General features: G+C 66.0%; 20 protein-coding genes. 6 read left to right on the top strand and 14 right to left on the bottom strand.

What is annotated here, in order from left to right:
• Window positions 1-287: 287 nt before the first annotated feature.
• Both metX and metW read left to right on the top strand, forming a co-directional pair.
• Entirely contained in the window at window positions 288-1,457 is a 1,170-nt protein-coding gene (gene metX / locus LG661_RS02740; protein ID WP_230530339.1) for a homoserine O-acetyltransferase MetX, read from the top strand.
• On the top strand, window positions 1,454-2,098 hold the full coding sequence (metW, locus tag LG661_RS02745) for a methionine biosynthesis protein MetW (RefSeq protein ID WP_230530340.1): 645 nt from the start codon (window positions 1,454-1,456) through the stop codon (window positions 2,096-2,098). The genes metX and metW overlap by 4 nt, the downstream gene beginning before the upstream one ends.
• Before the next feature lie 103 nt (window positions 2,099-2,201).
• Here metW and LG661_RS02750 read toward each other — a convergent pair whose 3' ends face one another.
• From LG661_RS02750 to LG661_RS02760, 3 genes are all read right to left on the bottom strand, one after another.
• Window positions 2,202-2,525 (bottom strand): GIY-YIG nuclease family protein, encoded by a 324-nt coding sequence (locus tag LG661_RS02750; RefSeq protein WP_230530341.1) that lies wholly within the window; start codon window positions 2,523-2,525, stop codon window positions 2,202-2,204.
• A gap of 129 nt (window positions 2,526-2,654) precedes the next feature.
• The gene (gene xerD / locus LG661_RS02755; protein ID WP_230530342.1) at window positions 2,655-3,587 is read right to left on the bottom strand and encodes a site-specific tyrosine recombinase XerD; all 933 of its coding nucleotides are present in this window, start codon (window positions 3,585-3,587) and stop codon (window positions 2,655-2,657) included.
• Window positions 3,584-3,733: a histidine kinase gene (locus LG661_RS02760; RefSeq protein WP_230530343.1), complete on the bottom strand. Its 150-nt coding sequence runs from the start codon at window positions 3,731-3,733 to the stop codon at window positions 3,584-3,586. Before LG661_RS02760 ends, xerD begins: the two co-directional genes overlap by 4 nt.
• Before the next feature lie 232 nt (window positions 3,734-3,965).
• On the opposite strand from LG661_RS02760, the gene LG661_RS02765 reads away from it, so the two are divergent.
• From LG661_RS02765 to LG661_RS02775, 3 genes are all read left to right on the top strand, one after another.
• The gene (locus LG661_RS02765) at window positions 3,966-4,598 is read left to right on the top strand and encodes a shikimate kinase (RefSeq protein ID WP_230530344.1); all 633 of its coding nucleotides are present in this window, start codon (window positions 3,966-3,968) and stop codon (window positions 4,596-4,598) included.
• Window positions 4,599-4,672: 74 nt separating this feature from the next.
• A complete protein-coding gene (gene aroB / locus LG661_RS02770; protein WP_230530565.1) occupies window positions 4,673-5,740 on the top strand; it encodes a 3-dehydroquinate synthase in 1,068 nt (355 codons plus the stop codon).
• The gene (locus LG661_RS02775; protein ID WP_230530345.1) at window positions 5,737-7,035 is read left to right on the top strand and encodes an HlyC/CorC family transporter; all 1,299 of its coding nucleotides are present in this window, start codon (window positions 5,737-5,739) and stop codon (window positions 7,033-7,035) included. The genes aroB and LG661_RS02775 overlap by 4 nt, the downstream gene beginning before the upstream one ends.
• Window positions 7,036-7,041: 6 nt before the next feature.
• On the opposite strand, the gene LG661_RS02780 is transcribed toward LG661_RS02775, so the two are convergent.
• The 4 genes from LG661_RS02780 to LG661_RS02795 form a co-directional block, all read right to left on the bottom strand.
• A complete protein-coding gene (locus LG661_RS02780; protein ID WP_230530346.1) occupies window positions 7,042-7,911 on the bottom strand; it encodes an alpha/beta fold hydrolase in 870 nt (289 codons plus the stop codon).
• A gap of 20 nt (window positions 7,912-7,931) precedes the next feature.
• Window positions 7,932-9,740, bottom strand: coding sequence for a glucan ABC transporter ATP-binding protein/ permease (locus LG661_RS02785; protein ID WP_230530347.1), 1,809 nt, complete (start codon window positions 9,738-9,740; stop codon window positions 7,932-7,934).
• A 99-nt stretch (window positions 9,741-9,839) separates the two neighbouring features.
• The gene (locus LG661_RS02790) at window positions 9,840-10,334 is read right to left on the bottom strand and encodes a CAP domain-containing protein (RefSeq protein WP_230530348.1); all 495 of its coding nucleotides are present in this window, start codon (window positions 10,332-10,334) and stop codon (window positions 9,840-9,842) included.
• Window positions 10,331-12,889, bottom strand: a complete 2,559-nt coding sequence (locus tag LG661_RS02795) for a DUF3772 domain-containing protein (protein ID WP_230530349.1) — start codon at window positions 12,887-12,889, stop codon at window positions 10,331-10,333. Before LG661_RS02795 ends, LG661_RS02790 begins: the two co-directional genes overlap by 4 nt.
• A 412-nt stretch (window positions 12,890-13,301) precedes the next feature.
• Between LG661_RS02795 and LG661_RS02800 the strand changes: the two genes are divergently transcribed.
• Window positions 13,302-16,052, top strand: a complete 2,751-nt coding sequence (locus LG661_RS02800; protein ID WP_230530350.1) for a glycoside hydrolase family 2 protein — start codon at window positions 13,302-13,304, stop codon at window positions 16,050-16,052.
• Window positions 16,053-16,135: 83 nt separating this feature from the next.
• Here LG661_RS02800 and LG661_RS02805 read toward each other — a convergent pair whose 3' ends face one another.
• The 7 genes from LG661_RS02805 to LG661_RS02835 all read right to left on the bottom strand — a co-directional run bounded on the left by LG661_RS02805 (window position 16,136) and on the right by LG661_RS02835 (window position 22,574).
• Window positions 16,136-18,307, bottom strand: coding sequence for a family 1 glycosylhydrolase (locus LG661_RS02805; RefSeq protein WP_230530351.1), 2,172 nt, complete (start codon window positions 18,305-18,307; stop codon window positions 16,136-16,138).
• A 68-nt stretch (window positions 18,308-18,375) separates the two neighbouring features.
• Window positions 18,376-19,530: a UDP-galactopyranose mutase gene (gene glf, locus LG661_RS02810; RefSeq protein WP_230530352.1), complete on the bottom strand. Its 1,155-nt coding sequence runs from the start codon at window positions 19,528-19,530 to the stop codon at window positions 18,376-18,378.
• A gap of 6 nt (window positions 19,531-19,536) precedes the next feature.
• Window positions 19,537-20,754, bottom strand: coding sequence for a glycosyltransferase (locus LG661_RS02815; RefSeq protein ID WP_230530353.1), 1,218 nt, complete (start codon window positions 20,752-20,754; stop codon window positions 19,537-19,539).
• A gap of 193 nt (window positions 20,755-20,947) precedes the next feature.
• Window positions 20,948-21,259: a polyhydroxyalkanoic acid system family protein gene (locus LG661_RS02820; RefSeq protein WP_230530354.1), complete on the bottom strand. Its 312-nt coding sequence runs from the start codon at window positions 21,257-21,259 to the stop codon at window positions 20,948-20,950.
• An 81-nt stretch (window positions 21,260-21,340) separates the two neighbouring features.
• Complete coding sequence (locus LG661_RS02825) at window positions 21,341-21,664, bottom strand: hypothetical protein (protein ID WP_230530355.1); 324 nt, start codon at window positions 21,662-21,664, stop codon at window positions 21,341-21,343.
• Window positions 21,665-21,745: 81 nt separating this feature from the next.
• On the bottom strand, window positions 21,746-22,099 hold the full coding sequence (locus LG661_RS02830) for a hypothetical protein (protein WP_230530356.1): 354 nt from the start codon (window positions 22,097-22,099) through the stop codon (window positions 21,746-21,748).
• 58 nt (window positions 22,100-22,157) lie between these two features.
• Window positions 22,158-22,574 (bottom strand): septal ring lytic transglycosylase RlpA family protein, encoded by a 417-nt coding sequence (locus LG661_RS02835; protein WP_230530357.1) that lies wholly within the window; start codon window positions 22,572-22,574, stop codon window positions 22,158-22,160.
• Window positions 22,575-22,650: the final 76 nt, after the last annotated feature.

Here is a 22,650-nt window from a genome sequence, read left to right on the forward strand (position 1 = left end):
GGCTCTTCGAGACGCTTCGCTCCTCAGGATGAGGGCTGTGGGGGCCGCTCAGGAGGGTCATTCCCGGAAGGGCGCGCAGCGGAGGGGAAGGGAATCCATCCCGCGCCTGTAAGTGGATCCCCTTCCCGGCCCTTCCGGGCCGCCGGGGATGACAGGCGCGTACTCCCCCTTGCAGGAAGAAGATGGCCTCGGGCCGGGAGAGGGGAAAGCCGCGCCCTCATGTTCATTGACGGCCCGGCCTGTCCGAAGTACCCGTTGTTCGGAAAACCGAACGTTTCCGCCACGCCATGACATCATCCTCTCTCAACGCTGAGCCGCGCGGCCAGGCCGACGATCCGTCGAGCCTCGTGGCGCGCTTCGGCGCGGACGAGCCGTTGATGATGGATGCGGGCGTGGCGCTCTCGCCCTGGCAGATCGCCTACCAGACCTACGGCACGCTCAATGCCGAGAAGTCCAACGCGGTGCTCATCTGCCACGCGCTCACCGGCGACCAGCACGTGGCCAATGCGAACCCGGTGACGGGCAAGCCCGGCTGGTGGACGACCATGGTCGGACCCGGCAGGCCGGTGGATACGAACCGCTTCTTCGTGATCTGCGCCAATGTGATCGGCGGCTGCATGGGCACCACCGGCCCCGCCTCGACGGACCCCGCCACAGGCCAGCCCTACGCGCTGGACTTTCCCGTGGTCACCATCCGCGACATGGTGCGGGCGCAAGCCGCCCTCCTCGACCGGCTTGGGATCGAGAGCCTGTTCTGCGTCGTCGGCGGCTCCATGGGCGGGATGCAGGTGCTGCAATGGGCGGCGAGCTATCCGCAGCGGGTGTTTTCGGCCCTTCCCATCGCCACCGCCGCCCGGCACTCGGCCCAGAACATCGCCTTCCACGAGGTCGGCCGCCAGGCGGTCATGGCCGATCCGGAATGGCGGCGCGGGCGCTATCTCGTGGAAGGCACGCGCCCCACGAAGGGCCTCGCGGTGGCCCGCATGGGCGCGCATATCACCTACCTGTCGGAGAGGACGCTGCACCGGAAATTCGGGCGCAACTTCCAGGACCGCAGCGCGCCGACATTCTCGTTCGACGCCGATTTCCAGATCGAGAGCTACCTGCGCCACCAGGGCTTCTCCTTCGTCGAGCGGTTCGACGCCAATTCGTATCTCTATGTCACGCGGGCGATGGACTACTTCGACCTCGCGGCCGAGCATGGCGGCTCCCTCGCCAAAGCCTTCAAGGGGACGGCCACGCGCTTCTGCGTAATCTCGTTCACCTCCGACTGGCTCTTCCCCACCTCCGACTCGCGGGCCATCGTCCACGCGCTCAACGCGGCGGCGGCGTCGGTGGGCTTCGTCGAGGTGGAAAGCGACAAGGGACACGACGCCTTCCTGCTCGAGGAGCCCGAGATGTTCGCGGCCGCGCGCGGCTTCATCGACGCGGCGGCGCGGGTCCGGGGGATCGCATGACCTCCAGCCTCGCCCTTGCCCCCGCCGATGCGGATGCCGGCCACCGCCTCGACTTTCTCCTCGTCACCGACATGGTCGAGCCCGGCTCGCGGGTGCTCGACATCGGCTGCGGCGACGGGGCCCTGCTTTCGCTCCTGCGCGACCGCAAGGGCGTCGACGGGCGCGGCATCGAACTGTCGCGCGAGGGCGTGAGCGCCTGCCTCGCCAAGGGCCTGCCCGTGATCCAGGGCGATGCGGACACGGACCTCGCCGATTACCCGGACGACGCCTTCGACTACGTGATCCTCTCGCAGACGATCCAGGCGACGCGCCAGCCCAGGATCGTGCTGGAGCAGCTTCTGCGCATCGGACGGCGCGCCATCGTCTCCTTCCCCAATTTCGGCCATTGGCGCGTGCGCTTCGACCTCGCCCTCCGGGGCCGGATGCCGGTGACGGAGAACCTGCCCTATTCCTGGTACGACACGCCCAACATCCATTTCTGCACCATCCGCGACTTCGTGGAGCTGTGCCGCGAGGTCGGCGCGCAGATGGAGAAGGCCGTGGCGCTGAACGCGGGCGGAAAGCCCATGCAGGTCACCCTGCCCTGGTGGGTCTGGAACCTGCTCGGCGAACAGGGCGTGTTTCTGCTGAAGCGGCGGTAGTCCATTCGGTGTCGTTCCGGGGATGGCGAAGCCATCGGCCGGGAAGGGAGCGCCATGGATCCCCTTCCCTCGCCTTCGGCTCGCCGGGGATGACACGGTTGTTTCAGCAGGCGGTCGGGTCGAGGTCCACCCAGTCAGGGTTCGACCGCTCGATGAGCTTGATCTTCCAGGCCCTGTTCCATCCCTTCAGCTGCTTTTCCCGCGCGATGGCTTCGTTCACATCAAAATAGCGCTCGACATAGACGAGCTTCGTAACCCCGTAGCGACGCGTAAATCCCGGCACTGCAAGCGCTTTGTGCTGCTCGACCCGCTGCAGAAGGTTGCTGGTGATCCCGATGTAAAGCCTGCCGTTCTTCCGGCTTGCTAGGATATAGACGGCATAGCGCTCATGCATCGCGGTCCGGCCCACCCGAAACAAGAACAACATAACACAAGCCTATACCTCGTTGTCATCCCCGGCGGTCCGCAGGACCGGGAAGGGGATCCATGGCTTTGCGCGTGCGATTGGATCCCCTTCCCCTCCGCTGCGCTCCGGCCGGGGATGACACGGACGTCCCTACCCCTCCTGCTGCGCCAGCGGGTGCAGGTCGCGCACCATGCTTTTCAGGCGCTCGTCCAGAACATGCGTGTAGATCTGCGTCGTCGAGATGTCGGAATGGCCCAGCAGCTCCTGCACGACGCGCAGATCCGCGCCGTTCTGGAGCAGGTGGCTGGCGAAGGCGTGGCGCAGGACGTGGGGGCTGATGCGGTCGGCGCGGATGCGCGCGGCGGAGGCGAGCCCCTTGAGATCGCGGGCGAAGGCCTGGCGGGTGAGATGGCCGCTCTCGCTGTCGGCCGGAAACAGCCAGGGGCCCGCGGCCTTCTCCTGCTCCTCGAGGAGCGCAAGATAGGTGCGGGCCGCCTCCCGGGCCGCATCGGTCAGGGGAACGAGGCGTTCCTTCGCCCCCTTGCCGCGCACCACGAGGAAGCGGTCCCGGGTCCTGGCGGCGCTGCGGGGGAGCGAGACCAGCTCCGAGACGCGAAGGCCCGTGGCGTAGAGAAGCTCCAAGAGGCACGCCATCCGGGCCGCCCGCAGACGCTCCGAAGGCGAGGCCTTGGGGCGGGCGACGCCCTCGTGGGCGATGCCGAGCAGCCGGTCGACCTCGTCGACCGAGAGGACCTTGGGGAGCGCCCTGCCCCGCTTTGGGGCCGAGACGGCCGCGGTGGGGTCGGCGGGGGCATAGCCCTCGACATAGAGAAACTTGTGGAATTGCCGGACGGCCGAGAGGCGGCGGGCGGCCGAGGAGGCCTTCAGACCCCGCTCTTCGAGGCTCGCCATGAAGCCGCGGATCGTGGCGGCGGAGGCCTGGTCGGGCTGGCTGGCCGCCTCCTTGAGGTAGGCCAGGTAGTCGTCGAGATCGCGCCGGTAGGCGTCGAGAGTGTTCTTCGAGGCGCCGCGCTCGGCGGCCAGCATGTCGAGGAACAGGCTGGCGTGGCGCGCGCCGCTCATGAGGACGAAGGCAGGCGGGTCGAGGGGATCGGGACCGTCATCTCGCGGGGATCGGGCTCGACCAGATAGGCCAGCGCGAACATGGCGGCATAGCCGAGGCCGGCGAGGACAAGGATAACGAGGAGAAACCGAAATAGCGTGGGCACGGGAGCCTCTTTATAAAGCCGCTTCCATTGGCATGGAGGCGGCCCCTTCTTTGATCTGTCGCATTTTTTGACGGCGAACCGGAGCCACTTCGCCGAAAAATGCTAGAGCGTTCCTCCGGTAGAACCATGAAAACGGCCGTCAAGGCAACCCCTCATGCCCAAGGTAGGCTTATCCGGCGCGTCGGACTAACGTCCTTGTGACAGAGCCCGGCCCCCATGCTAGGACAGGGGCATGAACACACTCAGCCGCTTCAATTCCCTCGATGAAGTCGGCGGGCAAGACAAGACGAGCCGGCGCGGCCATCCCATCGCCCGTCAGCTCGGCAGGCGGTCCGTCGTGCTCGTCGGCCTCATGGGAGCCGGGAAGAGCACCGTGGGCCGCAGGCTCGCGCAGACCCTCCAATTGCCGTTCCGCGATGCCGACAACGAGATCGAGGCCGCGGCCGGAATGTCGATTCCCGACATCTTCTCTATCCATGGCGAATCCTATTTCCGCGACGGCGAACGGCGCGTGATCGCCCGCCTGCTCCAGGACGGCCCCATGGTGCTCGCCACCGGCGGCGGGGCCTTCATGAACGAGGAGACCCGCCGGAACATCGCCGAGCACGGCGTATCCGTCTGGCTCAAGGCCAATCTCGACGTGCTCATGCGCCGGGTGCGCAAGCGGGCGACCCGCCCCCTGCTCCAGAATCCGGACCCGGAAGGCACCATGCGCCGCCTGATGGAGCTGCGCCACCCGGTCTATGCCACGGCGGACCTGACGGTGGATTCCCACGAGGCCCCGCACGACAAGGTCGTGGCGGACATCGTCAAGATCCTGGGCGAATGGCTCGCCAGGGACAAGCAGGGGAGCGCCGAAGGGTGACCGGCGCAGCAACACAGGCAGGCGGGCCCGGCATCACGGTCCCGGTCCCGCTCGGCGAGCGCGCCTACGACATCATGGTCGGCCGCGGGCTCCTCGCGGAGGCAGCGCCGCGCATCGCCTCCTTGGGCGCCCGCGCCGCCGCCATCGTCACCGATGCCCATGTGGGGCCGCTCTATGCGGAACAGTTGAGTGGGGCGCTGCAGGCTCACGGCCTGCGCAGCTCCGTCGTCACGCTGCCGCCGGGCGAGGCGACCAAGTCCTATGCCAGCCTGGAACAGGTCTGCGATGCGGTGCTCAGCGCCAGGATCGAGCGCAGCGATCTCGTCGTGGCCCTCGGCGGCGGGGTGATCGGGGATCTCGCAGGCTTTGCGGCAGCGGTGGTGCGCCGGGGCGTGCGCTTCGTCCAGGTGCCGACCACCCTGCTCTCGCAGGTCGATTCCTCCGTCGGCGGCAAGACCGGCATCAATTCGCGCCACGGCAAGAACCTCGTCGGCGCGTTCCACCAGCCGAGCCTCGTCATCGCCGATACGGCCGTGCTCGACACGCTGCCGGTCCGCGAGATGCGCGCGGGCTATGCGGAGGTGGTGAAATACGGCCTCATCGACGATGCGCGCTTCTTTTCCTGGTGCGAGGAGAACTGGCGGGGCGTCTTCGCGGGCGGGCCGGAGCGGGACGAAGCGGTGGCGCAGAGCTGCCGCGCCAAGGCCACCGTGGTGGTGCGCGACGAGCACGAGAACGGCGACCGCGCGCTCCTCAATCTCGGCCATACCTTCGGCCATGCGCTGGAGCGGATCACGGCCTACGATTCCGCGCGCCTCGTCCATGGCGAAGGCGTCGCCATCGGTCTGTGTCTCGCCTTCCGCTTCTCGGTCGCGCTCGGGCTCTGCCCGGCCGACGATGCCGAGCGCGTCGAGGCGCATCTCTCCGCTGCTGGACTTCCCACGCGCCTTTCCCATGTTCCGGGAGGATCGGGGACGGTGGACGACCTGCTCGACGCCATGGCCCAGGACAAAAAGGTGAAGGCCGGAGCCCTCACCTTCATCCTGGCAAGGGGCATCGGGCAGAGCTTCATCGCCCCCGGAATCGAGACCGACAAGGTCCGAGCCTTCCTGATGGATGAAAGCGGCGCGTCACGATCATGATCGAAGAATCCTCCGGCGACCTCTGGCTTGCGGCCCTGGTCGTCGTCCTCTGCCTGCTTCTCTCGGCCTTGTTCTCGGCGAGCGAAACGGCCTTCACGGGCGCCTCGCGCTCCCGCATGCTCGTCCTGGAGAAAAGCGGCGATGTGCGCGCCAAGCTGGTGAACCGCCTGCTCGAAATGCGCGAGCGCTTCATCGGCACGGTGCTGATCGGCAACAACATCGTCAATATCGGCGTCTCGGCCTTCGCGACCAGCGTTCTCGTGGCGGTCTTCGGCGACGAAGGCGCGATCTATGCCACGATCATCATGTCGGCCCTGGTGATCGTGTTCGCGGAGGTGCTGCCGAAGACCATCGCCATCTCCAGTCCCGACACCGTCTCCCTCTTCATGTCGCGGCCGATGTCGTGGGTCGTGTCGCTGCTGGGACCGCTCGCCATCGCCATCGAGCGCATGGTGCGCCTGATGCTGCGCCCCTTCGGCATCCGCATCGGCGAGAACATGCCGATCCTCTCCGCGAGCGAGGAGATCCGCGGGCAGGTCGCCCTGCTGCACAAGGAAGGCGGCGTCGCGAAGGTGGAGCGCGACATGCTGGGCGGGCTCCTCGACCTCGAGGACCTCACCGTCTCGGAGGTCATGGTCCACCGCACCAAGATGCGCACGATCAACGCGGACCTCACCTCGGAGGAGATCGTGCGGGAGGTCCTTTCCTCCCCCTATACCCGCATGCCGCTCTGGCGCGGCAGCCAGGAGAACATCGTCGGTCTCCTCCACGCCAAGGACCTGCTGCGGGCGCTCGATGCCGTCGAGGGCGATGCGAGCCGGCTTAAGGTGGAGGAGATCGCGCTGGAGACCTGGTTCGTGCCGGACACAACCTCCCTGCGCGACCAGCTCAAGGCGTTTCTCGCCCGCAAGACCCACTTCGCCCTCGTCGTGGACGAATACGGCGAGGTGATGGGATTGGTCACGCTCGAAGACATCCTCGAGGAGATCGTCGGCGACATCAAGGACGAGCACGACCTCTCGGTGCAGGGCGTGCGGCCCCAGCCCAACGGCTCGGTGAACGTGGACGGCTCCGTGCCGATCCGCGACCTCAACCGCGCCATGGACTGGAACCTGCCGGACGAGGAGGCCACCACCATCGCGGGCCTCGTCATTCACGAGGCGCAGACGATTCCCGATGCGGGCCAGATGTTCACCTTCCACGGCTTCCGCTTTCAGGTTCTGCGCAAGTCGCGCAACCGCATCACGGCGCTCAGGATCACGCCGCTGGCGCTCGCGCGGGCAACGGAGCGCTGACGCGGCTCAGCTCCTGAAGAACCCGATCAGCTCCGCATTGACGGCATCCGCCTCTTCCAGATGCACCCAGTGGGTCGCATCCTGAAAGCGGCGGATCTCGCCCCTCTCGCAGAGGGCAAGGCTCGCCTCGGCGAGACCCTCTTCCAGGAAGCGGTCGCGCATGCCCCAGAGCACGCGAACGGGCATGGCGAGTCGCGGGTCTGACAGGCGGGGCGCGAGGGGAAGGGCGCGATACCAGTTGATCATCGCGGTGAGCGCACCGGGTTTCGACCACGCCTTTCTGTATGGCTCCAGATCCTCTTCGGGGAACGTGCCGGGGCGGCTCGACTGCACCAAGGCCCGGATCATGGCGCTGTGACCGTTCGCTGCGAGCATGGCCTCCGGCAGGCGCGGGATCTGGAAGAAGCCGACATAGAGGCTCCTGAACATCTGTGTCGGGTGGGAGCGCATATAGGACCCGGCGACGCTCGGATGCGGCGCGTTGATCGCTGCAAGCTTCGCGATGCGCTCCGGATGGCGCGTCGCCGTCCACCAGGCGACGAGTCCGCCCCAGTCGTGACCGACGAGGCAGCAGGTCTCCCGCCCCAGCGCCCCGATGAGGCCGACGACATCCGCGGCGAAGGTGTCCAGCCCATAGGCCGCTCTGCCCTCGGGCTTGTCGCTGAGATGGTAGCCGCGCTGGTCGGGTACGAGAACGCGGAAGCCCGCTTCCGCGAGCGGCGCGATCTGCCGCCGCCATCCCCACCAGAATTCGGGAAAGCCGTGCAGCAGGATGACGAGCGGCCCGTCCCCAGGCCCGGCCTCGACGCAGTGGAGCGTGACGCCGTTGACCCTGTAGCGGGCGCCGGGGGTGCTGGGATCGAACCTGTCGCTCATGAGGCCTCGCAGGAAGCGCTTCAGGCTTCGACAGGCGTCGGCGCGGGGCTGACCTTCACCCGCGCCGGTTCGGCCTCGCCCGTCATGAACTGGGCCTTCGCCAGTTCAGCGAACCGGCCGCCTTTCGCCACCAGCTCCTCGAAGGTGCCGGACTCGACGATGCTGCCCTTGTCGAAGACGAGAATGCGGTCGGCGTTGCGGATCGTGGCGAGGCGGTGGGCGATGATGAAGGTCGTGCGCCCTTTCATCACCTCGTCCAGGGCCTTCTGGAGCTTGCGCTCGGTGGCCGCGTCCAGCGCGCTCGTCGCCTCGTCGAGGATGAGGATCGGCGGATTCTTCAGAAGGGCGCGGGCGATGGAGAGGCGCTGGCGCTCGCCGCCGGAGAGAGACCGGCCCCGCTCGCCGATGATCGAATCGAGTCCCTCCGACTGGCGGGCGATGAACTCGGTGGCCTGGGCGCGCTCCAGGGCCTCGATCATCTCCTCGTCGGTGGCGTCGGGCCGGCCGACCTGGAGGTTCTCGCGGATCGAGCGGGCAAAAAGCATCGGCTCCTGGAAGACGACGCCGATATTGCGCCGGAGCGATGCGAGGGTGATGTCGCGGATATCGTCGCCGTCGATGCGGATGGCGCCCGATTGGGGATCGAAGGCCCGGTGCAGCAGACCCAGCGTGGTCGATTTGCCCGAGCCGGTGGATCCCACCAGCGCGACGTTCTCGCCCTGCCGCACGGAGAATGTCACGTCCTGGACCGCCGAGCGCTTGCCGTCATAGGAGAAGCTGACGTCCTCGAAGCTCACATCGCCCTCGAAACGCTCCAGATCCTTGGCGTTGGGACGGTCGTGGACGGCGGGGGCCGTATCGAGAATCTCGAAGAACTCCCGCATCTTCGGCGCCTGCATGAAGAGCTGATTGACGAAGCTCACTGCCTGTTCGAGCCGCCCGATGAGCATGGTCGCAATGCTCATGAACATGACGATGTCGCCGATGGTGGCGAGGCCCACGAGGTGAAGCCAGGTGCCGACGAGGAAGATCGCCGTGACCGTGATGGTCGCGGAAGCGCGCGAGGCGACAGACGCCAGCGCCCACCAGGACAGAACCGGGTTCTGGGCCTGGAGCAGCTGCTGGATGATCGTCCGCAGCGAACGGGTCTCCGCCTCGACACGGGTGAAGGACTGGATCACCGGAATGTTGCCGAGCGCATCGGAGGCATGCTCCGCAAGACTCGAATGGTAGCGCTCGACGGAGCCCTGCAGGCTCTCTGTCTTGCGCACCACCACGGCCGTGAGCACGGCGAAGACGACGACGAGCACGAGCAGCAGCAGGCCCAGACGCCAGTTGAGGAACACCGTCAGCGGCAGCAATACGACGAGCGCCACGAGGGCCGACAGGTGCTCGCGGAAGAAGCCGAGCCAGAGCCAAGCCATGCCGTTGGAGCCTTCCAGCATCACCTTGAGCACGCGTCCCGAATGGGTCGAGGTGTGAAAGGCCAGCGGCAGTTCGAGAACATGTTCGAAGTAGTTCGCCACCACGGCCAGGCGGCGGCGATGGGAGAGCCGGTCCGCATTGAGCGCAACGAGGACGCCGGCGCCGATGCTGAAGAAGCCGAAGGCGATCCAGGCGATGATGAGCGGCGTCAGGACGGAGAAGCTGACGGGGCGCGCGCCGGCTCCCTGAGCGCGCGTGAGCACGTCGATGATGCGGCCGAACAGGATCGGCTCGGCGAAGGCGGAAATCGCCAGCGCCACATTGGCGAGGGACAGGAGAGCCCCCAAGCGCAGATCGGAACCGAGCTGGCCCAGTACGCGGGAATAAAGGCGGATCAGCCACATCGGATCGACCTGCGACCTTGACAGAAGACCTGGGGAGAACTTCGCTCAACGGCGAGGGTTGCATCCCCGCCGCCATTGAACAGGCACTCGGACCTCGCCTCAACCCTTCGCCGCGACGACCAGGGCCCAGTAAACCTTATATTTCGAGTTCGGTGCATAAGCCGTGGCGATGCCGATCCGGGCGGCCTGAGGATCGAGCAGGACCCGGTTGTGCGGGGCGCTTTCCCGCCAGCCGGAGAAGGCCTCGGCCAGGGTGTGATAGCCGGCCGAGAGATTGGCGGCGGGAGCCGTGAAGCCCGCGGCCGCGAGCCTGGCCTTGAACGCCTCGGCCGAGCTCGGCCTGTCCGCCGCCGCCATGGCTTCGGCCTCCGCCCTTGCAGCCGCCTGCAGCCCGGGGTCGACGGCCAGGGGGCCGAGGCCGTTATTGCGGCGATAGGCGCCGATCATGTCCCGCGCCATTGCGGCATCCACCTCCGCACCGGCCTGAGCCAGCGAAGCGTAGAAGCTCGGTTTCCGGTTCTGCTGGACGCGCGGCTGGCTCTGGCAGGCCGCCAGAGCGAGCGTGGAAAGGCCGATCAGGATGAGACGCTTCATGCGGGCGTCTTATCCTTGAGAAGGGTTGAGGTTTCGCTCTCCTTCTCCTCGCCTCTCGGCTCGGCCCTCACCTCTTCCGCCGGAGCGGCGACCGGGGACGGCACGCCGATCCCGGCCTTTCGCAGCCCGCGGAAGATCTCGAAGTAGAGATCGCTCGAGACGCGCGCGGCGGAGTCGATGTCGTCCACGAAACAGACGAGATCGAAATCGATGGTGTTCTCCGTGACCTTCTTGAACAGCACCCGGGGCGCGGGCTCGCTCATGACCTCGCGATGCGCCAGAGCGGCCATGCGCATGATCTCCGCCACCTGGTCGGGATCCGACGAGACCCGCGGTACCGGAACCGAGACGAGCACCCGTCCGACGCGGTCGCTGCGCACCCGGTTGCGAACGACGCCGGAGATCAGGTTCGAGTTGGGCACGATCAGGGTTGCGCGGTCGAAGGTCTGGATCTCGGTCGAGCGCACGTTGATCCGCCGCACATAGCCCTCCGCATCGCCCACCACGACGAGATCGCCGACGCGGATCGGGCGCTCCCAGAGGAGGATGAGGCCGGAGATGAAGTTGTTGACGATGGATTGCAGGCCGAAACCGATACCGACGGAGAGCGCGCCGGCCACGATGGTCAGCCGCTCCAGGCTGAGGCCCAGATAGGTGAAGGCCACGACGCCCGTCGTGATGATGCCCACATAGCCGGCCGCCGTGCGGATCGAGTTGCGCAGGCCCGCATCGAGATCGGTCGCGGGCAGGAAGGTGTTGTCGAGCCAGCGCTGGATCAGACGGGTGATGGTGAAGCCCGCAGCGAAGAGACAGGCCGCGATCAGGATCGACGACAGGGAGATGGTGATGTCGCCGACGCTGAACCCGAAGAAGAGCGTCCTGACCGAGGTCATCAGGTCCGCGGATTCGATGCCAAGCGGAGCCAGGATCAGGAGAAGCGCCAGGACGATGAGGCCGAGCCGCGCAAGGCCGCTGCCGATCACCCCGATCTGTTCCAGGGAGCGGCGGCGCAGGCCCGTATTGGCCTGGAGCGTGGTGACGATCCGGCTCTGTCCGCTCAAGGAGCCGCCGATGAACTCATCCGCCAGGGCGACCGCCAGGATCAGAATGGCGACGATGGTGGAGACCCAGACCGCCTGATCGACCAGGAAGGAGGCCAAAGCCACATAGCCGCCGACCACGCTGCCGAGGATGACGGCGACGACGATCCAGCCGAGACCGCGCAGAGGGCCGCCGATGCTCGGCTCCGGAGAGAGGTAGGGCCCGAGGCAGGCCTCTTCCTGCGCCTCCTTGGCTGCGAAGCGGCGCAGCATCTCGGCGAAGGCGAGCGCCAGGACGACGGCGAAGACAGCCCGCGTGACAACCGTGATCGGCAGGGCCGCGGCAATGGCCTTGTTGAAGGCTTCGATGACCTTGCCCGCCACCATGATCGTGGCGATGGCGAGGGAGAAATTCATGATCCGCGCGGCGGAGACATCCGTGACGGAAACGAGCCGCCACGACGGGCGGTCCGGCGCCAGGATCGCATCGATGAGCGCCCGGACGAAGGCGACGAAGGCGAGCCCTCGCAGCAGAGCCGCAACGACCTGTTCGAGGCGGGGCGGCAGGATGTCGGCGGAATCGAAGGCGGTCCAGACGACCCAGCTTCCGGCAATGGCGGGAGCCGCCCCCAGGAAGAGGACGCCGATGGCGGCCGTGAGGCGGCTGCGGCGGGACGGATCCTCGATCAGGGGGTCCCGCTTGACGAGGCGCGGAGCGATGGAGCGCCGCCCGACATAGAGCGCAATGGCCGTGCCGGTGGCGAGGCCCAGGAACAGCAGGATGCCCAGGGTCGAGCGCCGCTGGAGCTGATCGATCGCATCGGAGAAGATGATGCGCTGGGCGCGAAGCTCCCGCGGGACGGCCTGCAGCACGTTCATCCAGAGATCGGGGCTAAAGAGCCCGTCGCTCTGCTCGAAGACGGCCCGCGTGAAACCGGCCCGGCGCAGGTCGCCGATCTGGGCGCTCAGCTGCTCGGCCTGGACGAGGAGCGCGCGGCCGAGCCGCTGGGTTTCGTCGAGCTCCGCCACGGCGGCCTCGCGCTCCGCCCGGTCCTTGGCCACGTCGGCGCTTTCCTCGAGCTGGCCGCTCGCGGGCTTCGGTCCGAGCTGGGCCAGGCGGGCCTTGCTGGCCTCGAGCCTCGGCGCCTGCACGTCGACGATGGTGCGGATATCCGCGATGACCGGCTCGATCTCCTGGCGGAAGCGCTGCAGCTCCGCATCGGGCAGGGTCCGTCCGTCGAGGGCGAGCTCCTTTTGCTCGAGATCCGCCTTGTACGCATCGAGCTTGGCGCGCGCGGCCCTGGTTTCGAGGGAAACCGGGGCCGGCGGCGCTTCGGGCGCGGGCGCGACAGGAGCAGGTTGCGGCGGCTGCTGCGGCTGAGCATCGGGCTTTGCCTGCTGCTCAGCCTTGGGGGCTGGCTGAGCCTGCTGGGCCTGAGCCCAGGCTCCCGGCGCCGCAAGGCTCAAAGCCATCATGGCGGCCAAGAACAGCCGCTTCGGTCCAACACGCGTCATTCAGTGCGCCTTATCGCATTCCCTTGCGGGCCCGTTTTGCGAATCATTACGGCGAAAAGTCGCCGGCGGGCGGGCGCAGCGCAAGAAAAAGCAAGAAAAGGCGGCAGGCTGTAAACAATTACGTCTTCGGCTTTTCTTCCCCGAACGGAACCGACCGGCTCCCCAGTACTGGCTGGCTGGGCCGGCGCGGCGGCGAGCGCGGCATCGGAACGGACAAGAGCGGGATCCAATGATCCCTTTCGCCGTTGTTTGGGACGGGCCGAATAACCAGTGTCAGGGACGAGGGGCCAATGTTCGGGCGATCTTCCGGGCGCAGTGTCGCATATGAGGCGCCGCTTCATTCTGCCCGTTCCCCAGCCATGTTTTCGCCTTTTTGGATGCCCTTGGGTGATCCCTGATTCAAGGAGACGTCATGCACGACAACCGCATCAGTCTGGATGGGACCTGGGAATTTTTGCATGTGGCCGACGACCGTCTGGCCGGCCCGGCGGAAGTGCGCCAGATCGTGGTGCCGAGTCCGTGGCAGGCCCAGTTCTCGGACCTGCGCATGCGGGCGGGCATCGGCATCTACCGCAAAACGATCCATATCGACGAGGACTGGCTCCACGACAGCGTCTGGATCCGCTTCGGCGCCGTGTTCCACAACACGAAGGTCTTCATCAACGGCGAGGCCATCGGCCATAACGAGGGCGGCTTCCTGCCCTTCTCCTTCGACGTGACCGGCTATCTCAAGCCCGGCGCGAACGAGATCAAGGTCCGCGTCGACTCGCCCACCGACAACCCGGCCGAGTTCCCGGATTCGCCGTTCGCGGAAATCCCCTTCGGTAAGCAGAGCTGGTACGGCCCGCTCTCAGGCATCTGGCAGTCCGTGTATCTCGACCGCCGCATCTCCGACCACATGACTCGCGTGCGCCTCGTGCCGAACCTCGCCAACGGCCGGGTGACGGCGGGCGTGTTCTTCGCGCGTCCCCTCACGGACGCGACGCAGATCCGCATCGAGGTGACGGGCCCCTCAGGCGAGATCGTGCTCGACGAGATGCACGAGACGCAGGTCGGCGTCACCAGCATGCCCTTCGAGTTCACGGTGGAGGACGTCCAGGCCTGGTCGCCGGATCATCCCAACCTCTATCGCACCCGCCTCGAGTTCATCCGCAACGGCGAGGTGAAGGACGAGATCGCCGACAGCTTCGGCTTCCGCACCATCGAGACCCGCAACGGGAAGTTCTACCTCAACGGAGAGCCGATCTATCTGCGCTCCGCTCTCGACCAGGACTATTACCCGGACACGATCTGCACCGTGCCTTCGGTGGAGTTTCTCGAGGATCAGTTCCGCAAGGCGAAGGAGCTCGGCCTCAACTGCCTGCGCTGCCACATCAAGGCGGCCGACCCGCGCTATTACGAGGTAGCGGACCGGATGGGCATGCTCATCTGGACGGAGCTGCCGAACGGCGGCATGGCGACGGACCGCTCCCGCGGGCGCAAGGAAAGGCTCCTGAAGGGCATCGTCGACCGGGACGTGAACCACCCGTCGATCATCATCTGGACGATCATCAACGAGAACTGGGGCGTCGACCTCGTCAACGACGCCGACCACCGCGACTGGCTCAAGCGCACCTTCGCGTGGCTCAAGGCCTACGATCCCTTGCGGCTCGTGGTCGACAACTCGCCCCTGGCGCCGAGCTTCCACGTGGAATCCGACATCGCGGATTATCACTTCTACGCCGCCTATCCCGACCACCGGGAGCAGTGGGACCACTTCGTGGACGAGCTCGCCAACCGGGCGACCTGGCTCTACTCGCCCCATGGGGACGCCGTCATCACCGGCCGCGAGCCTTTGATGTGCTCGGAATTCGGCAATTGGGGCCTGCCCTATCCGAAGGACCTGCGCGACGAGAGGGGCGAGGAGCCGTGGTGGTTCGAGACCGGACACGACTGGGGCGAGGGCGTGATGTACGCCCACGGCGTCGAGAACCGCTTCTCCGACTGGAGCCTCGACCGCGTCTTCGGCGACCTGCGCCGTTTCGTGATCGCCGCGCAATGGCAGCAGTTCCGCGCGCTCAAGTATGAGATCGAGGCCATGCGGCGCAAGCCCAGCCTCGCCGGCTACGTCATCACCGAGCTGCACGATTGCCACTGGGAGTCGAACGGGCTTCTGGACATGCGCCGCAACACGCGCGTGTTCCATGAGCTCTTCCACATCGTCAATTCGGACACGGTGATCGTGCCGAAATGGGAGCGGGCCTCCTACTGGTCCGGGGAGAAGGCCGTTCTGCACCTCGCCATCGCCCATGGCGCGGGTCCCGTTCTCGACGGCTGCCAGCTCGAGATCGGCGTCAGCGGCGAGACCCAGCGCCTGTCCCTGCCCCGCATCGAGGCGCCGGACGTGCTCAATCTCGGCCGGATCGAAGTGCCTCTGCCGGAAGTGGGCGAGCCCTCCTTGAGGCGCATCAGCTTCGACCTGCGCTCCTCCGACGGCCGCGTGGTCGCCCACAATCATCACGACATCGCCATCCATCCGCAGCGCAGCCGCCCGGTCCACGCGCGCGAGCTGGTCTGGTCGCCGGACGAGGACATCCGGGAGCGCTTCCAGGCGCTCGGCTACAATCAGGCCAGGGCTTTCGAGGAATCGACCCTCGTCGTCTCCCGCACCCATGACAAGGCCATTGCCGACCATGTGCGCAACGGGGCCAAGCTCCTGCTTCTCCCGGAAGGCGACATGACGCTCTACCCGTTCTTCCCGCACTGGCAGGCGGTGAAGGTGCAGTCCCGCTCCGGCACGCTCTGGTCGGGCGACTGGGCCTCCTCCTTCGGCTGGCTGCGGCGCTCGGGCCATTTCGCCCGCTTCCCGTCGGGACCGCTGCTCGACGAGACCATGGACCGGGTGCTGCCGGATTACGTGATCTCCGGCTGCAACCTGCTCGACTTCCAGGCCCGCGTCTTCGCCGGTCTCGTGGTGGGCTGGATCCACAAGCCTGTGGCGCTCGGCGTCGAGCGCTCCTACGGCCGCGGACGCCTGGTCGCCTCGACGCTGCGCCTGCTCCGGGACGAGCCCATGGCCGACCCGACGGCGACGATGCTCACGGACGCCCTGATGGAACTCGCGGTGGAGTCACGCGCGCCTCGTCTCGAGGAGGCCGTGAGGGCCGCCGAAGCGGCAGCCTGATCCGGCCCTTCCGACACAAAAAGAGCGGCGCGGGAAACCGCGCCGCTCTTTTCACATCGAGATCCCGATACCCGCCAGGCCCCCTATTCGGCTGCGAGCTTCATCGCGTCCTCCGACCACTCCGTCTCGCTCTCGGCGAAGAAGCGGTCGAGCGCGCTCTCCAGGCTCGGCATGAGCGTGCCGCGCTCCGTCGACAGGGCCGTGATGAGCGGCTCCCCCTCGGCAGCCTCTTCAACGAGATCCGGATCGAAACCGGCCCGCTCGGCGGCGGCCGCTGCGAGGTCGCGCCAGGAGGTCTGTCCGGTATTGGCCATGTGCCAGATGCCCGTGCCGCCATCGATCAGAAGATCGAGCGAGGTGTTCACGAGGTCGGGCACATAGGTGGGCGACACGATGTCGGGGCTGGCCTTCACGGCGTCGCCCCGGCTTAAGGTGTTCAGGATGGACCAGACGAAATTGTAGCGATCCCAGGGGCCGAAGAAGGCGCTGGTGCGGATGACGAGGGCCTTGTCGTGCGCGGCCAGGATCCGGCGCTCGGCTTCGGCCTTGCTGGCCCCATAGACCGTCGTGGGATTGGTCGCGTCGCTCTCCAGGTAGGGCCGCCCGAGGGTGCCGTCGAAGACGAGATCGCTGGAGAAGGTGACAAGCGGAATTCCAAGCTCGGCGCAGGCCTTAGCCAGGATCTCGGCGCCGGCCGCATTCTCGCGAAAGCAGGTCTCGGGATCGTTCTCGGCCTCCGCCACGCGCACATAGCCGGCCGTGTTGATGACCGCCCAGGGCCTGTGGCGTGCGAGGGCGACGGACACGCTTTCCCTGTCCGCAATGTTCATGTCGCCGCGGGAAAGCAGCATGTGATCGAGCCCGCGAAAATCGCTCAGGCGCGAGAAGGCTCGGCCCAGGGTGCCGGTGGCTCCCGTGATCATGAGCTGGCGCGGCGAGCCGACCAGGCGGCAGGCGTTCGATTTCCTTGACGGCGGCTTGTAGAAGCGGATGTCGCGCTTCCACCAGCCCGCGCGGTCGAGAACCGGATGGTCGTAATCCCCGGTCCTGGCAAGCGCTTCGGCGGCGTGCGCCAGAGCTGTGCGACGGGGCTCGGGCGCCCGGACGTCGAAGGGACCGGGCTCGTAGAAACCGTTGCGCGACGTGAGAAGGCTGTTCCAGTCCACGGCGCCGAAGAGGGACCAGATGGTCACGGCGCGGATGTCGGCGCCTTCCTCGCGGAGCACCTCCACATCCCGCCAGACCTGCATGAGCCAGCGGAGCTGGTCGTCCCGCGTGCAGCCATGGTGCGCTTCCGTGACGGCCATGGGCCGCCTGTAGCGCTCCCACACCTCACGCAGGCGGGCGGCCGGACCGATATCTTCGGGCGGGAGCGGCATGCGCACGGCTTCCGCATCCGCGTAATCATGCCTGCCGTTTCCGCCCCAATGGTGTTCGGGATAGCGCGTCAGGCGCTCGTCGAGATAGCGCTCGCTCGTCAGGTAGTGATTGATGCCGATGATGTCCGGCGCGGCGTCGGCTTCCAGGAGCAGCTCGAGATCGGCCTGCGGAACGCCGTGATCGAGAAGGATCCGCCACCAGGGATGGTGGCGGTCGACCATGCCGCACAGGAGATCGAAACTGAGGAAACGCCGCTGGTTCTCGTGCGCGGCCTGATAGGCGAGAAGCGGCGTCGAGAAGGTCTTGCCCATGTCGTCCGTCTGGACGAGCTGCGCATCGGGCCTGATCTTGCGGATGGCGCGCATGGCGAGCACGGTCGCCTTGCATTCATTGACGAGAATCCTGAGGAAAGCCTCGTAGCTCGTGCCGTGCGGGTACCAATGGCCGTAGAGCCCCGAGAAGCGCGCCGTCGTGAGCGGCTCGTTGACGGGGGTATAGAGGTCGAGGTGGGGATAGCGCCTGGCCACATGAGAAGCGTGGCGGGCGAGCAGCTCCGGCCAGGCGGGATCCAGCATGTTCGTGTATCGCGGGCCGCTGCCGTGATGGCACAGGCCCGCAATGGCACGGATCTCAAGCTGCCGAAGGCGCTGCAGGCGCTCGTCGTGCCAGGAAAAGTCCCTGCGGTCCGGATGTTCAGGCGAGACGCTCTCCCAGAGCACCGGATACCGAAGGGTGCGGATTCCGAGCACGGCGATCCGGTCGAGATCCTCGATCCGGTCGCCGTGGCCCGTTTCGGAGCTCTGGTCGCGGAAATCGTCGCCGATCCTGGCGATCGTGCATTCCAGACCGCCCCAAAGCTCCAGCTTGGACTTCATTCTACAACCCCGGCTGTTTCGCGCATCAACAACGGAGCCGGATGCGGAATGTTCGATGACAATACTCATCACGACGCCATGGCGGCCTTCGACCGGACAACCTCGACCGCGAGCTTGTCCGCTCCGGTCGGCACGGCCTCGTTGATGCGGCGGAACGTGGCGAGCGCCTGTCCGACGATCTGGTCCATGTTGTAATAGCGGTAGGTCGCGAGGCGACCGACGAACCACACGTCCGGAGTGGCGAGCGCCAGCCGCTCGTACTTCTTGAACAGCTCCTGGTTCTCCGGCTTCGGGATCGGATAATAGGGGTCGCCTTCGGCGGACGGGTACTCGTAGGTCAGGGCCGTTTTCGCATGGTCCTGACCGGTAAGGTGCTTGTATTCCGTGACGCGCGTGTAGTCGTTCGTCTGCGGATAGTTCACCACGCCCACGGGCTGATGCCACGGCCGATCCAGGGTCACATGCTCGAAACGAAGGGAGCGGTAGGGCAGCCTGCTGAACCGGAAGCCGAAATACTCGTCGATGGGTCCGGTATAGATGACGCGACGATGGGGGACGACATGCTTCACGTCCTCATAATCGGTCTGCGTCATGACGTGGATGTTCGGATGGCTCACCATCTTCTCGAACATGCGCGTGTAGCCGTGCTTCGGCATGTACTGGAACTCGTCGGTGAAATAGCGATCGTCCCGGTTCGTACGGGTCGGAACCCGCGAGGTCACCGACTTGTCGAGTTCGGAAGGATCGAGCCCCCATTGCTTGCGGGTATAGCCGCGGAAGAACTTTTCGTAGAGCTCGCGCCCGACGGCGGACACCACCACGTCCTCGGCCGTGCGGATCTCGCGAACCTTCTCGGCGCGCTCCGCGAACCAGTCCTGCAGCTGCTCGGAGGTGAGATTGAGATCGTAGAGCTTGTTGACCGTGTCGAGATTGATCGGGATCGGCACGAGCATCCCGTCAACTTCCGCCAGGACCCGGTGCTCGTAGAAGCGCCATTCGGTGAAGCGGGAGAGATAGTCGAAGATCTGCTTCGAGTTGGTGTGGAAGATATGGGGCCCGTACTGATGGATCAGCAGGCCTTCATCGTCGTACCGGTCATAGGCGTTTCCGCCGATATGGTTGCGACGGTCGATGAGGAGAACGCGTTCGTTACGCTCCGTTGCAAGGCGCTCTGCAAGAACGCTTCCCGCAAAGCCGGCGCCGACAATCAGCCAGTCGTACATTCTCGATTACTCCGCAGGCGTGGTGACGTAGAGGGGACGGCTCGATGCCGCGCGGTCGAGGCTGTTGCCTTCCATGGCGCTGCGCATGAGGGCATGCATCGAGGTCCAGGTCTTGTCCCAGGAACCCGCAGCAAGATGCCGGTCGACCTTCGCGAGCCAGGCCTCCTTCGGCCGCGCCAGAACGGCCTCGGCCTTCTCCACGACATCCCTGGCATTCCTGGCGATCTCCACGAGCCCCTTCTCGCCGTATGGGCGAACCACGTCGGTGATCGGAGTCGAGATGACCGGGACGCCGGCGGCGAGGAATTCCGGCGTCTTCGTCGGGCTGATGAACTTCGTCGCCTCATTGAGGGCGAAGGGCATGAAGCCGATGTTCCAGCCGGAGAGGTAATGCGGCAATTCCTTGTAGGAGCGCCCACCGAGCCAGTGAATGTTCGGACGCTGCGGCAGGGATTCGGGCTCGATCTTCACCACCGGGCCGATCATGACGAAGTGCCAGTCCGGGCGCAGGGCCGCGGTCTCGGCGACGAGATCCACATCCATGCGCTCGTCGATGACGCCGAAGAAGCCGAGGCGCGGATGCGGGATATGCGCCTGATCGCGCGGATCGCCCGCAAGCGAACGCGCCTGCGAGAAATGGTCGAATTCGATGGATGACGGGAAAGCGTGAACGCTGCGGTGGCGGTGGCGCTTGGCCTCATAGAGGCTCATGCCGCCGGTGAAGACGAGATCGCAACGCGAGAAGAGAGCGTCCTCGAGGGTCAGTAGTTCCTGCGAGGCTCCGCGGAACAGGGACAGCTCGTCCATGTTGTCGTAAATGCAGAGATCGCATTCGAGATCGCTCGTGAAGGCCATCGCCATCGGCGTGTAGTACCAGAAGACTCGGGGCCTCTTGGCCTCGCGGCCGATCAGGTCTTCGATCAGGTCGTGCTGCTCGGCAATGGCATCCTCATGGGACAGGCCTTCGGGGAGGATCGGCGCCGCGACCGCGAGGCCCTGTGGCCGCTCGCTGACCTCCATATGCGCGGCAGCGCCGGCCTTGAAGATCGGCTCCTCGACGATGAGCACGTCGTAATGCCGGGCGGCGCGGCTCAGGAGATGCTGGGGACGCTGCCAGACGAAATCCCACCGGAGGTGGGAGAAGCAGACGAGGAGAGGCTTCTGCAAGCTGGCTTTGAAAGACGGGCGAAGGGCATGCGGCTGCGTTGTCGAACGCTCATGCATGGCGCGATCCTCTAATACAGAGATGTGTTGTCACGATCGGACAGAAAACACGGTCCGGATTGATGAAACTATGTCTTCAGTGAAGCGCACCGGCGTTGCACCGCGGTCGCAGTCGAATCTCAAACTCGATGGGTGCAATTAGGTTCCACAGCGAACCCTATTCTTGTGCAATCATTCGCGATGATGGGAACAATTACTTCTTCTCCAGCATTAATGTTCCTTGTTTCTGGATGAAGGTCTTCGCCTTCTCGGCCACCATAGCGAGAATCCAGGGCAACTGCACCTCGACGTGCACCTGATCCTCCATGACGTCGAGATGGCCGTTGATCGTCTGGCCCATGGCGCCGACGCGGAAGTCCATGCGGTCGCCGCTCCAGGTCTCGTCGACCGTGGCGACCTTGTCGCCGAACTGCGATTTCAGGCGCGTGAGCCCGCCCTGAAGGCGGCGCGTCGCTTCAGCCTTGCCGAGCTGATGGGGGATGGAGACGATAAGAGGTTTCGACATGGGCATGCTCCGCTCGTTTCATGGACGACAAGCGAAGCGGCGCGATTCGGGTTCCGCGCGGATATGCGCTCCACGAAACGGCTACAGCATTTCCACCCGAATCGCGCGGATGACGATGGTCTCCTGCTGGAAGCGGCGCTCCAGCTCGGCGCGATACTCCACCCACCAGGGGTTGTCGATCTCGCGGGCCATGACCTCGAAGACGACGATGTCGTCATGGGCCGTGCGGCCGCCCTCCTTCCACGTGCCCTCGGCAGGAGCGCGGGTGAAGCTCGTGATGCCGCCGAAACGCTCCGACAGCTCAGAGCGGACACGCCCGTAGGCGGCACTGTCGAATCGGCGGCCTGCATTGTCTGCAAGCGGCAGGAGGATCTGGACCAGGTGCATCGCCGAACCCTGAAGCATCGTTTCGCAGCCCGGCGCGCCGTTCTGCTCGATGCGCCAAGAGATAGTTCAGGCGATGCGAAAGGCGAGGCCCGGGAAATGTCAGGCGAGAAGGGCCGCGAAGAGGTCCTCGTCGGATTCCGGCAGGTCGCGCACGCTGTAGCGGCTTGAAGGCTTGGAGATGCGCCACGGATGGTCGGTGGCGGCATGGAACGCCTCCGAGGGGCGCAGGCGGCGGACCGTGCCGTCGGCCTGCACCTCGTCGATGACCACGAAGCCGAAGATCGTCAGCCGCGTCGCCACGATTTTCGTTGCCCGGTCATCGGCGGCAATCGGCAGAGAGCCCGCGGCATAGACCGCATCCATGAGGCTCTTCTGATCGCGGCGAGGATGAGCCGCCGAACGCGCGCCCGGAAAGCGGATGACGTTCGTCGGCTGAGACGATCTCGTTTCCATATAAGCAACCCTTGGTCCCGAATCGAACCGAGGATCGCCGCAAGGGATTAAGAAGCGCCTAATCCAGCTTGTGGAGGGAAACGAAGGCGGTGCCGGAGGAGATCAGGCCCAGGGTCTGAGCGGGCCCTTTCGCCAGATCGATGACGCGCCGGTGGACGAAGGGGCCGCGGTCATTGACGCGAACGATCACCGAGCGGCCGTTCTCCTCGTTCACGACCCGCAGGCGCGTGCCGAAGGGGAGCGAGGGATGGGCGGCCGTCATGGCCATGGAATTGAACCGCTCGCCGCTCGCGGTCTTCCGGCCATGGAAGCCGGGACCGTACCAGGAGGCCTTTCCTTTCTGGAATTCCTCACCCTTGTAGTCGGCTTGGGAAATGGATCCCGTGGTCGAGGGATCATTGGCGGCGGTGGTATTGCAGGCGGCGACAAACAGAAGTGGCACCATGAGCGATACACGGGTGAGGATGATCTTCAAGGATAGTCTCCCCTTCCTTTTCGTTAGGAAGTGAAGCTGCGCCATAAAAAGGCAAGAATAAGGCGCAATGATTTTT

This window comes from Microvirga roseola (genome assembly GCF_020866965.1).
GTDB classification, from domain to species: domain Bacteria; phylum Pseudomonadota; class Alphaproteobacteria; order Rhizobiales; family Beijerinckiaceae; genus Microvirga; species Microvirga roseola.

Bases quoted from the DNA above. Each gene is read 5' to 3' on its own strand.
- LG661_RS02750 (WP_230530341.1), bottom strand. From the start codon at position 2,525: ATGTTGTTCTTGTTTCGGGTGGGCCGGACCGCGATGCATGAGCGCTAT.
- LG661_RS02830 (WP_230530356.1), bottom strand. From the start codon at position 22,099: ATGGAAACGAGATCGTCTCAGCCGACGAACGTCATCCGCTTTCCGGGC.
- glf (WP_230530352.1), bottom strand. From the start codon at position 19,530: ATGTACGACTGGCTGATTGTCGGCGCCGGCTTTGCGGGAAGCGTTCTT.
- aroB (WP_230530565.1), top strand. From the start codon at position 4,673: ATGGTCGGCCGCGGGCTCCTCGCGGAGGCAGCGCCGCGCATCGCCTCC.
- metW (WP_230530340.1), top strand. From the start codon at position 1,454: ATGACCTCCAGCCTCGCCCTTGCCCCCGCCGATGCGGATGCCGGCCAC.
- LG661_RS02790 (WP_230530348.1), bottom strand. From the start codon at position 10,334: ATGAAGCGTCTCATCCTGATCGGCCTTTCCACGCTCGCTCTGGCGGCC.
- LG661_RS02820 (WP_230530354.1), bottom strand. From the start codon at position 21,259: ATGTCGAAACCTCTTATCGTCTCCATCCCCCATCAGCTCGGCAAGGCT.
- LG661_RS02825 (WP_230530355.1), bottom strand. From the start codon at position 21,664: ATGCTTCAGGGTTCGGCGATGCACCTGGTCCAGATCCTCCTGCCGCTT.
- LG661_RS02775 (WP_230530345.1), top strand. From the start codon at position 5,737: ATGATCGAAGAATCCTCCGGCGACCTCTGGCTTGCGGCCCTGGTCGTC.
- LG661_RS02795 (WP_230530349.1), bottom strand. From the start codon at position 12,889: ATGACGCGTGTTGGACCGAAGCGGCTGTTCTTGGCCGCCATGATGGCT.
- xerD (WP_230530342.1), bottom strand. From the start codon at position 3,587: ATGAGCGGCGCGCGCCACGCCAGCCTGTTCCTCGACATGCTGGCCGCC.
- LG661_RS02800 (WP_230530350.1), top strand. From the start codon at position 13,302: ATGCACGACAACCGCATCAGTCTGGATGGGACCTGGGAATTTTTGCAT.
- LG661_RS02815 (WP_230530353.1), bottom strand. From the start codon at position 20,754: ATGCATGAGCGTTCGACAACGCAGCCGCATGCCCTTCGCCCGTCTTTC.
- LG661_RS02805 (WP_230530351.1), bottom strand. From the start codon at position 18,307: ATGAAGTCCAAGCTGGAGCTTTGGGGCGGTCTGGAATGCACGATCGCC.
- metX (WP_230530339.1), top strand. From the start codon at position 288: ATGACATCATCCTCTCTCAACGCTGAGCCGCGCGGCCAGGCCGACGAT.
- LG661_RS02780 (WP_230530346.1), bottom strand. From the start codon at position 7,911: ATGAGCGACAGGTTCGATCCCAGCACCCCCGGCGCCCGCTACAGGGTC.
- LG661_RS02785 (WP_230530347.1), bottom strand. From the start codon at position 9,740: ATGTGGCTGATCCGCCTTTATTCCCGCGTACTGGGCCAGCTCGGTTCC.
- LG661_RS02765 (WP_230530344.1), top strand. From the start codon at position 3,966: ATGAACACACTCAGCCGCTTCAATTCCCTCGATGAAGTCGGCGGGCAA.